Source organism: Streptomyces sp. T028, assembly GCF_048159505.1.
Classification (GTDB): Bacteria; Actinomycetota; Actinomycetes; order Streptomycetales; family Streptomycetaceae; genus Streptomyces.
This window is the reverse complement of the sequence record NZ_JBLRVZ010000003.1, coordinates 173,670-183,445: the sequence shown is the minus strand read 5'-3', so window position 1 is coordinate 183,445 and position 9,776 is coordinate 173,670. Positions and strand designations below refer to the sequence as shown.

Below are 9,776 nucleotides of genomic sequence, written 5' to 3'. Positions count from 1 at the left end.
ATTCCCGTCGTCGCCCGGAGGGCGGCCACGCGGCGTCAGGTGCGTGCTCTCGGTGTGCCGGGCCCTGACCCTCGTACTGGACGTACTTGGGTCTGGGCCCGGTGCGGCGAGAGGGCGTGCATGGCGTCGCGGGGCAGGCGGGAATTTGACGACAGGGCCTAGTGCTGTGAACCTTTCCGGTCGCAGCACCAACTGCCCGCGTCACTGCGGGAAGCTCGGCCACACGCTCAGCTCCGTCACGGCGGCAGTCGTGACGCCGGAGGCGCCGCCCGGGAGGAGCAGGCTCGTCTGCTCGTAGTCGTTGTCGCCGATCACCAGGTCCGCGTCGCCGTCCCGGTCGGTGTCGCGCAGCCGGAGGTTCAGCCCGAACCTCTCGTATGCCGTGGGGTCCCCCGGTACGCCGGCGGTGGCTCGGGTGAACCACTGCGAACCGGCGCCGGTCAGGCCCTTCGTACCGCCGCGCAGGATGTGGACACCGCCCGCCGACGCGGCCGAGCCGACCTTCTCCTCCTCCGAGCTCACCGCGAGGTCCGGGTAGCCGTCGCGGTTGGTGTCGCCGGCGGAGAGCGTGCCGCCGAAGCCGTCGTTCCTGGTGGCCGCCGTGGCGACGCCCGAAGTGGACTGGGTGAGGCGGTACTTGGTGGTGGGACCGGACGCTCCGCCGCGTACGACGACGACCGAGCCGGCGCCGTTGTTGTAGCGGGTGTCGCCGACGGCCAGATCGCCGTAGCCGTTCTTGTCGAAGTCCGCGACGACGCCCGTGGGGCTGTAGTCGGTGCCCGCGTTGTTGATCGGTGTGACCCTGGCGGCGGGCTTGACGGTGGTGCCGCCGCGCAGGAACCAGGCGTCCAGGGTCATCTTGTCGTTGCGGTAGCCCTGACCGAGGACGTACAGGTCGGTGGCCTTGTCCTTCGTGACCTTCCCGGCGACGAGCCCGGCGGGTTCGAGGATGTCGGGCGAGCTCAGGGGCAGGCGGTGCTTGGTGACCTTCCCGGTCGTCCCGGTCTTGGAGAAGCCGCCCCGGAAGATGTAGGTGGTGTTGATGGAGTCCACGACCGCCAGGTCCGCCTTGCCGTCGCCGTTGAAGTCACCGGTCTCGACGGCCTTGCCGAAGCCCCGGTGGGAGACGGCGCCGACGGGGAGCCGGGTGGCCTTGGTGCCGAGGCCGGACTTCGCTCCCCACATGATGGTGACCGCTCCCGAGCTCACCTTCTCGGTGAAGTCGGTGACCGCGAGGTCGGCGTAGCCGTCCCGGTTCAGGTCGGCGGCGGCCAGGTCCTCGCCGAAGGCGTCCCCGAAGCCGCCGGCGTCCCCGGCGGTCCCGGGAATGCCCGAGCTGTTCTGTGTGAAGGTCTTCGTCACGGTGCCGGGACCGGTCGCCGTCCCGTACGTCACGGTGAAGGAACCGCCGAGGGAGGCCTGGGCGTAGTCCCGGTAGCCGTCGCCGTTGAAGTCGTCGGCGTACTTCGCGGGCGCGGCCGCGGCCGTCCCCGAGAGGGCCAGCAGCCCGCCGCCCGTGACGGACACGGCGGTGGCGGTCGCGAGAGCGAGCCGGAGCGGGCGGGACGTCCTGCGCGTGAACATGCGTCTCCTGCGTGCGCACGGGACCGGGCGGAGCCGGTTCCCGGTGATCTTGTGGTGCGGGGTACAGAGGAGACACGTGACGGCGGAAGAGGGTTGTACGCCGAAGGGGCTTACGTCGAGGCCCGGTCTTGGCGCGGTGTCCCCGGCGACGCCCCCGCGGGCCCACTCGTTGGGGGGGCCGGGCGGCGCAGTCGGCCCAGCGCCGCCGACGGCCGTCCGGTTTGTGTGCACATCATTTCCGCGGGCCGGCATCACGCGACAGAGAGGACGAGCCGTGCGACGTGGACTGATCGTGGTGGATGTGCAGAAGGACTTCTGCGAGGGCGGCAGCGTCCCGGTGAAGGGCGGTGCGGACCGCGCGGCGGCCATCGCCGAACTGGTGCGGCGTTCGGCGGGCGGCGCGTACGCGCATGTGGTCGCCACGCGCGACCACCACATCGACCCGGGCGGGCACTTCTCCGACCGTCCGGACTTCTCGACCTCGTTCCCGGTCCACTGTGTGGTCGGAAGCGAGGGCGGCGACTTCCACCCCGACTTCGCGCCCGTCACCGCGGACGGCAGCGTCGACGAGGTGTTCTACAAGGGCGCCCACTCGGCCTCCAAGAGCGGCTTCGAAGGCTCGACCGAGGGCGGAACCCCGCTCGCCGAATGGCTGCACGACCGCGAGATCGCAGCGGTGGACGTCGTGGGCATCGCCACCGACCACTGTGTGAAGGCCACCGCACTGGACGGCATCCGGGCCGGCTTCGCCGTCCGCGTCCTGCTCGACTACACCGCCGGAGTCGCTCCCGACACCACCCGCGCGGCCGTCGACGAGATGAAACAGGCGGGCGTGCGTCTGACCGGCCGCCCGGTCGTGGTCTCCTGACCGACGAGCACCGCGCGCCGCCGACGCCCGGCTCAGCCACGACCGGACCGTGCTGCTGGACCTGTCGCGCCGGCCGGCAGTACGGCCCGGGCTCGATCCGCCGGGCCGTACCGCTCGGGCCGTACCGCTCGGGCCTGCTCCATCAGGCCGTCTGCCGTGCCGCCGCCCGGCCCGCCGCGCGGCCCGAGAAGAGGCAGCCGCCGAGGAAGGTGCCTTCGAGGGCGTTGTAGCCGTGGACTCCGCCACCGCCGAAGCCGGCGACCTCGCCCGCCGCGTACAGACCCTCGATCGGCTGTCCGTCGGTGCCGATGGCGCGGGAGTCGAGGTCGGTCTGTATGCCGCCGAGGGTCTTGCGGGTGAGGACGTGCAGCTTGACGGCGATCAGCGGGCCGGCCTCGGGGTCGAGGATGCGGTGCGGGGTCGCGACCCGGCCGAGGCGGTCGCCGATGTAGCGGCGCGCGTTGCGGATGCCCTGAACCTGCGCGTCCTTGCTGTACGCGTTCTCGATCTGCAGGTCGCGGGCGCGGATCTGGCGGCGCAGTCCGTCCGCGTCGAGCAGCGGCTTGTCGGTGAGCGCGTTCATCTTCTCGACGAGCCGGTCGAGGGTGTCGGCGATGACGAAGTCCGCGCCGTGGTCGAGGAACGCCTGCACGGGGGCGGGGGCGCCCTTGCCGAGCAGCCGGTCGCGCAGCACGGCCCGGCGGTCCTTGGCGGTGATGTCGGGGTTCTGCTCCGAGCCGGAGAGCGCGAACTCCTTCTCGACGATCTTCTGGCTGAGGACGAACCAGGAGTGCTCGTGTCCGGCGATGTCCTCGGTGGTGCGCAGGTACTTGAGGGTGCCCAGGGTGTCGTAGCCCGGCAGGCAGGGGTCGGGGAGCCGACGGCCGAGCGCGTCGAACCACATCGAGGACGGGCCGGGCAGGATGCGGATGCCGTGGCCGGGCCAGATGGGGTCCCAGTTCTGGATGCCCTCGGTGTAGTGCCACATGCGGTCGCGGTTGACCAGCCGGACCCCGGCCTCGGCGCTGATGTCGAGCATGCGGCCGTCGACGTAGGCGGGCACGCCGGTGACCATCTCGGCGGGCGGGGTGCCGAGGCGCTCGGGCCAGTAGCTGCGCACCATCTCGTGGTTGGCGCCGATGCCGCCGCTGGTGACGACGACGGCCTGGGCGGTCAGCTCGAACTCGCCGATCGCGTCGCGGTTGGAGGCGACGCCGCGCGCGGAGTCGTCGGGGGCCAGGACCGTGCCGCGTACGCCGCGGGCGGCGCCGTCCGCCATGACCAGCTCGTCCACGCGGTGGCGGTGGTGGAAGGTCAGCAGCCCGTCCTTCGCGGCCTGTTCGGCGTAGCGGGCGAACGGCTCGACGACACCGGTGCCGGTGCCCCAGGCGACATGGAAACGGGGGACGGAGTTGCCGTGTCCGTCGGCGCGCAGGTCGCCGCGTTCGGCCCAGCCGACGGTCGGCACGAACGAGATCCCGTGTCCGGTCAGCCAGGTCCGCTTCTCCCCCGCCGCCCACTCGACGTAGGCGCGGGCCCAGCGCACCGCCCAGGAGTCCTCGTCCTCGGTGCGGTCGAACCGTGCGCTGCCCTGCCAGTCGCTCCAGGCGAGGTCGAGGGAGTCCTTGATGCCGAGGCGGCGCTGTTCCGGGGAGTCGACGAGGAACAGCCCGCCGAAGGACCAGAACGCCTGGCCGCCGAGGTTGGCGGCGTTCTCCTGGTCGACCAGGGCGACTCGCCGGCCCCTGCTGGTGAGTTCGTGCGCCGCGACGAGGCCCGCGAGGCCCGCTCCGACGACGATGACGTCCGCGTCCATGGCGACCGTTGCCTTTCTCTGACGGGGGGTGCTATTCGGGGGAGGTGCTGCTCGGGAGGTTCGAGGGGTTCGGGAGTTTCGAGGGGTTCGGGAGGTTCGGTGGGTGCTGTTCGGGGGTGCCGCCGTCGGTCAGCAGCGCGGTGAGCAGTTGCTTGAGCCAGGCGCGAGCGGCGTCCACGTCCTTGTCCAGCAGCAGTTGGGTGGTGACCCCGTCGTACGCGGCGACGACCGCGTGGGCGGCGGAGTCCGCGTCGGCGAGGACGGCGGGCAGCGGTGTGTGGCCGCGGGCCCGGGCGAGCCGGTCGGCTATGGCGCGGCGCAGCCTGGCCCGGTGTTCCAGCAGGGTCTGCGCGACGGCCGGGTCCCGGGCCGCGTGGACCAGGAAGTCCGTCTTCACCAGCAGCCAGTCGAGGTCGAGGAGCAGCACGTCGGTGACCCGGTCCACGGAGGCCGGTACGTCGAGATCGGGGCCGTCGCCTGCGAGGGCGTCGGCGACCTGCTGGGCGATCAGCTCGGCGCGTTCCCGGTAGAGCGCGAAGAACAGCTCGTCCAGGGTGGCGAAGTTGGAGTAGAAGGCGCCCCGGCTGTAGCCGGCGGCCTCGCAGACCTCCTCGATGGAGACCCGCCCGAAGCCCTTGGCGGCGAACACGGCGAACGCGGCGTCGAGCAGCTTGGCCCGGGTCCGCACCCGGCGCCGGGTCACCCGGCCGGTCGCCCGTTCGTTCTGTTCCGTCGCCACTGTCGGACCTCCGTTCGATACGGGAATGTATCCGATGCATTGATGTATCGAAAGTGTTCGGAGCTGAACCGGCGTGCGCCGGGCCCGGCCGCGAGCACCCCGTGCACCGAGCAACGCACATAAGCGAAGTAATGGGGCATTACTTTGTGACGGCCGCAAACGTTGGTGGGGATGTGAAGAACGTCGACATGCTCCTCACCGGCGGCTTTGTCGCCGTCACCGTGGTGGCCGTCCTGACCGTCCACATCCTCCAGCCGGACCCGGCCGAGGGCTTCGTGTGCCGAACCCGGCAGGTCGCCGACCCGAACTGGGTACTGTCACATCCCACTCCCCTCGAACCGGGCCGACTGAAGGAGGACGACTGAACGAGGACGACGACCCCATGCCCGCTCCCTCGCGCCGTGAGCGGCTTCGCCGGGAGATGTCGCGGGAGGTCCGCGCCGCGGCGCGCGAGATCATCACCGATCAGGGTGTGGAGGCGCTGACGCTCGCCGAGATCGCCCGCCGGGTGGGGGTGACCCCGGCGGCCCTGTACCGGCACTTCGACGACCTCGCGGACATCGTCCGGCACACCGCCCGGGACATCGTCGCCGAACTGACCGCTCTGCTGCGGAACTCCATCGAGGCGGAGCACGAGACGGACCTCGCGGCACGGCTCGTCGCCCCGTGCCGGGTGTTCCGTGAATGGGCGCTGGCGCACCGCCAGGAGTTCGGCCTGCTGTTCGGCGCACCCACCGCGGCCGCCGGCAGCGCCCAGACCGATCTGACCGGCGACTGGATCCGGGAGCTGGCCTCCGTCTGGGGGCCCGACTACATGCGGCTGTGGGCGACCCGCCCCTACCCCGTCATCGCCGACGACGACCTCGACCCGCGCCTGCGTTGGCAGATCGCCGACTACCGCTCGGCCACCGGGGTGGACATGCCGCTCGGCGCGCTGGTCGTCATGCTGTCGTGCTGGCGCTCGCTCTACGGGCAGGTGGCCCTGGAGGTGTTCGCGCACTTCAATCCGTTGATCCTCGACCAGGAGCCGATGTTCGAACTGCTGATGCTCGAACTGGCGATCAGGCTGGGCCTGGGAGCGGACTACCGGCCCCCGGAGGGCCTCAAGGTCTCGGCGGCCCCGGCGAGCGAGCAGGGATTCAGGGCGTCGGCAGCCCCGCCGACCGGGCCGGGCGGCCCAGACGTACCGGCACACCCGGCGAGTACAGGACGCTGACCGGCTCCTCGCGCGGCGCGGGCAGGCCCGCCGCGGCGATCAGGTTCTCCTCGCTCGATCAGTTCGGCGCGGTGCAGGGGCCAGCGTGGATGGTGGTCGGGGAGATAGGCGGCCCCGCCGAAAAAGGCGTTGTGCATCCCCCAGCGGGCGGTGAGGAAGTACTCGAGGCCGATCGGCTCCTCGATGCGCGCGCCGGGGCGCACCCCCGATCCGGCTGTACGCGCCGCGCGGCCCGGGCCGGCGGCGACGGCTGGTGTACGTGACCGTGTCGCCGTCCGCGCCCACGCTCATCCGGGACCACAGGTACGGCAGCCGGAAACCGGCCCGTCCCATCGCCACCGGGATCAGTCGCGTCGCGTCCATCGACCGGACGACGACCCCGCGCCGTCCGTGCGCGTCGACCGAGTACAGCCGGACGTTCGTCTCCGGGAAGGACCCGAGGTACGGCACCCCGGGCAGCCGGAACCAGCCGACCCGGTGTATCCGGAAGGCGACGAGTCCGACGTACGACACCCCGTCGTGGGTATCGGGAACGGTCCCCCGCGGCAGCAGCCCCGCCACCGTCTCCGGGGCGACGGCCCAGTGCAGGAAGCACAGGTCGAGCCACTGCTGGGTGAGGAGCGGGAAGACTATGCGTCCGGGGGCGTCGGGGGTGACCGGGGCTGGCTTCTGCACCGCGTCAGCATGCCAGGCACGCCGGCGTCGAGGCTGCCCGACGCCGCGCCGGACTTCGCCGAAGACCGGGAGCGGAGCCGGAGCCGGGGCGGGGGCCGGGGTTGAGGCCAGGGTTGAGGCCGACGCCGATGCCCGGAAGGTGAGCCCCACCGGGCTGCTCGGCGTCGGTCCTCCGCCGAAGGACGCGACCGTGCGGGCCCGTTGACCGCGCCGCCCGCCGGAAGGCGGAGGGCGCGGCGCAGCTCTCAGCCCTCCAGAGCTGCCATGACCACGTCCTTGGCCTCCTCCTGGACCCGGCCGAGGTGCTCGGTGCCCAGGAAGGACTCGGCGTAGATCTTGTAGACGTCCTCGGTGCCGGAGGGGCGGGCCGCGAACCAGGCGTTGGCCGTGGTCACCTTGATGCCGCCGAGGGCCGCGCCGTTGCCGGGTGCCTCGGTGAGGACGCCGGTGACGGCCTCACCGGCCAGCGTGCCGGCGGTGACCTGCGCGGGCGAGAGCTTCGCCAGCAGCGCCTTCTCCTCACGGGTGGCGGGCGCGTCGATACGGGCGTAGGCCGGCTCGCCGAAGCGCTCCGTCATGCCGGTGTAGTGCTCGGAGGGCGTCTTCCCGGTGACCGCGGTGATCTCGGAGGCGAGCAGGGCCAGGATGATCCCGTCCTTGTCGGTGGTCCACACGGAGCCGTCGCGGCGCAGGAAGGACGCGCCGGCCGACTCCTCCCCGCCGAAGCCGAGCGAGCCGTCGACCAGGCCGTCCACGAACCACTTGAAGCCGACGGGTACCTCGACGAGCCGGCGCCCGAGGTCTGCGGCGACCCGGTCGATCATCGACGAGGACACCAGCGTCTTGCCCACCCCCGCGTCGGCGGGCCACTGCTCGCGGTGGGCGTAGAGGTAGGCGATGGCGGCGGCCAGATAGTGGTTCGGGTTCATCAGTCCCGCGTCCGGGGTGACGATGCCGTGCCGGTCGGCGTCGGCGTCGTTGCCGGTGGCGATCCGGAAGCGGTCCCGCTTGTCGATGAGCGAGGCCATCGCGTACGGCGAGGAACAGTCCATGCGGATCTTGCCGTCCCAGTCCAGCGTCATGAACCGCCAGGTGGGATCGGCGAGCGGGTTGACCACGGTCAGGTCGAGGCGGTGCTGCTCGGCGATCCGGCCCCAGTAGGCCACCGAGGCCCCGCCGAGCGGGTCCGCGCCGATCCGGATCCCGGCCGCGCGGATCGCGTCCAGGTCCAGGACCGCCGGGAGGTCGGCGACGTACGTGCCGAGGAAGTCGTAGCGCCCGGTGGTGGGCGCGGCGAGCGCCTGGGTGTACGGGATGCGCCGTACGTCCTTGAGGCCGGCGGCGATGATGTCGTTGGCCCGGTCCTGGATCCAGGAGGTGGCGTCGGAGCCCGCCGGGCCGCCGCTCGGCGGGTTGTACTTGAAGCCGCCGTCGGCGGGCGGGTTGTGCGAGGGGGTGACGACCACGCCGTCGGCGAGGCCGGAGCCGCGGCCGCGGTTGTGGGTGAGGATCGCGTGCGAGACGGCCGGGGTGGGGGTGTAGCCGTCGGCGCTGTCGATGAGCACGGTGACGTCGTTGGCCGCGAACACCTCCAGGGCGGTGACGCGGGCGGGCTCGGACAGGGCGTGGGTGTCGGCGCCGAGGAAGAGCGGGCCGTCGGTGCCCTGGGCAGCGCGGTACTCGCAGATCGCCTGGCTGGTCGCGGCGATGTGGTCCTCGTTGAAGGCGGTGTTCAGGGACGAGCCGCGGTGGCCCGAGGTGCCGAACGCGACGCGCTGCGCGGGGTCGGCCGGGTCGGGGTGCAGCGCGTAGTACGCGGTGACCAGCCGGGCGACGTCGACGAGATCCTCGGGGCCGGCCGGCCGGCCCGCTCGCTCGTGCTGCATGTGCCCGCTCCTCCATGTCGGTTGACCATTGACGTGCGGTTCCATCTTCCCCTGCCGTGGTGATCACCCGCGACGAGGGCCGACGGGGAGTCGCAGCGACTGCGGCTCGACCTCGACCGACCGTGAGGTCCTGGCATCGTCCCGGAACGTCGATCGACCCTCGCATTGAGTATCCGTACTCAGGCGCCCGGCCCCCGCCACCCGCGAAACTTTGAACGGATCATCACCCGTCGAGAGGCCGGCCCGTGTTCAGTCGCACCGTCATCGCCCTGACCCCGTTCTTCGGGCGGCTCACCGTCACGAGCGAGATCAGGATGCGGCTGCCCGAGGGGAGCATCTTCGTCGCCAACCACGACTCCCTGGCCGACCCGGCGGTCGTGATGGCCGCACTGCGCAGCTTCGACCTGAAGCCGGTGGTGCTGGCGACGGCGGGACTGTGGCGCATCCCCCTGCTCGGCAAGGCGCTGACCCGCGAGGGACACATTCCGGTCCACCGGGGAACGGCCCACGCCGCCCTCGCCCTGGACGCGGCCGCCTCGGCCCTGGCAGGCGGTCGCCACGTGCTTCTCTACGGCGAGGGCGGCCTGCCGCGCCGCAAGGACGCGGCCCCCACTCCCCCGGAGCCCTTCCGTACCGGACTGGCCCGCCTGGCCCGCACGACCGGCGCGATGGTGGTCCCGATCGGTCACGCCGGAGCCCGCCGCATCGCCTCCGGCTCCCCGACCAAGCAACTCGCAGGCACCCTGACGGCGCCGATCCGCCGCCCCCGCTGCCACGTCCACCTGGGCGCCCCGATCCGTCTCCCCGCCGAAACGGACCGGGGCACGAGGACAGCCCACCAGGCGGTGACGGCGGCATGGCGTACGGCGGTCAGAGCAGCGGGCGAGCCGGCGCTCACCGGTTCACACTGACCCATGGCGGGGCAACGCCCCCGCCATCAGGGGCGCGGGGCTGTCACACTGTGCGGCTCCGCCGCGTGGGCGCGACCGGCC

At 72.1% G+C, this 9,776-nt stretch carries 8 protein-coding genes and 1 pseudogene; 4 read left to right on the top strand and 5 right to left on the bottom strand.

Annotation, left to right across the window (positions count from 1 at the left end; translation table 11 throughout):
* Positions 1 to 201: 201 nt before the first annotated feature.
* Entirely contained in the window at positions 202 to 1,584 is a 1,383-nt protein-coding gene (locus tag ACLZN2_RS03385) for an FG-GAP repeat domain-containing protein (protein ID WP_416976815.1), read from the bottom strand.
* Positions 1,585 to 1,858: 274 nt separating this feature from the next.
* Here ACLZN2_RS03385 and ACLZN2_RS03380 point away from each other — a divergent pair, with 274 nt between their 5' ends.
* On the top strand, positions 1,859 to 2,452 hold the full coding sequence (locus tag ACLZN2_RS03380; RefSeq protein ID WP_416976814.1) for an isochorismatase family protein: 594 nt from the start codon (positions 1,859 to 1,861) through the stop codon (positions 2,450 to 2,452).
* Positions 2,453 to 2,594: 142 nt separating this feature from the next.
* Here the strand turns inward: ACLZN2_RS03380 and ACLZN2_RS03375 are convergent, their stop codons facing one another.
* Both ACLZN2_RS03375 and ACLZN2_RS03370 read right to left on the bottom strand, forming a co-directional pair.
* Positions 2,595 to 4,268 (bottom strand): FAD-binding dehydrogenase, encoded by a 1,674-nt coding sequence (locus tag ACLZN2_RS03375; RefSeq protein WP_416976813.1) that lies wholly within the window; start codon positions 4,266 to 4,268, stop codon positions 2,595 to 2,597.
* Positions 4,269 to 4,299: 31 nt separating this feature from the next.
* Positions 4,300 to 5,007 (bottom strand): TetR/AcrR family transcriptional regulator, encoded by a 708-nt coding sequence (locus ACLZN2_RS03370; protein WP_416976812.1) that lies wholly within the window; start codon positions 5,005 to 5,007, stop codon positions 4,300 to 4,302.
* Positions 5,008 to 5,180: 173 nt separating this feature from the next.
* Between ACLZN2_RS03370 and ACLZN2_RS03365 the strand changes: the two genes are divergently transcribed.
* Positions 5,181 to 5,372 (top strand): hypothetical protein, encoded by a 192-nt coding sequence (locus ACLZN2_RS03365; RefSeq protein ID WP_416976811.1) that lies wholly within the window; start codon positions 5,181 to 5,183, stop codon positions 5,370 to 5,372.
* A gap of 17 nt (positions 5,373 to 5,389) precedes the next feature.
* The gene (locus tag ACLZN2_RS03360; protein WP_416976810.1) at positions 5,390 to 6,223 is read left to right on the top strand and encodes a TetR/AcrR family transcriptional regulator; all 834 of its coding nucleotides are present in this window, start codon (positions 5,390 to 5,392) and stop codon (positions 6,221 to 6,223) included.
* Here the strand turns inward: ACLZN2_RS03360 and ACLZN2_RS03355 are convergent.
* Together ACLZN2_RS03355 and pgm are read right to left on the bottom strand one after the other, a co-directional pair.
* A pseudogene (locus tag ACLZN2_RS03355) lies at positions 6,147 to 6,898 on the bottom strand (YqjF family protein). The gene ACLZN2_RS03360 and the pseudogene ACLZN2_RS03355 sit on opposite strands and share 77 nt — an antisense overlap.
* Before the next feature lie 245 nt (positions 6,899 to 7,143).
* A complete protein-coding gene (gene pgm, locus ACLZN2_RS03350) occupies positions 7,144 to 8,784 on the bottom strand; it encodes a phosphoglucomutase (alpha-D-glucose-1,6-bisphosphate-dependent) (protein WP_416976809.1) in 1,641 nt (546 codons plus the stop codon).
* Positions 8,785 to 9,029: 245 nt separating this feature from the next.
* Here pgm and ACLZN2_RS03345 point away from each other — a divergent pair, with 245 nt between their 5' ends.
* Positions 9,030 to 9,695, top strand: coding sequence for a lysophospholipid acyltransferase family protein (locus ACLZN2_RS03345; RefSeq protein WP_416976808.1), 666 nt, complete (start codon positions 9,030 to 9,032; stop codon positions 9,693 to 9,695).
* Positions 9,696 to 9,776 lie beyond the last annotated feature (81 nt).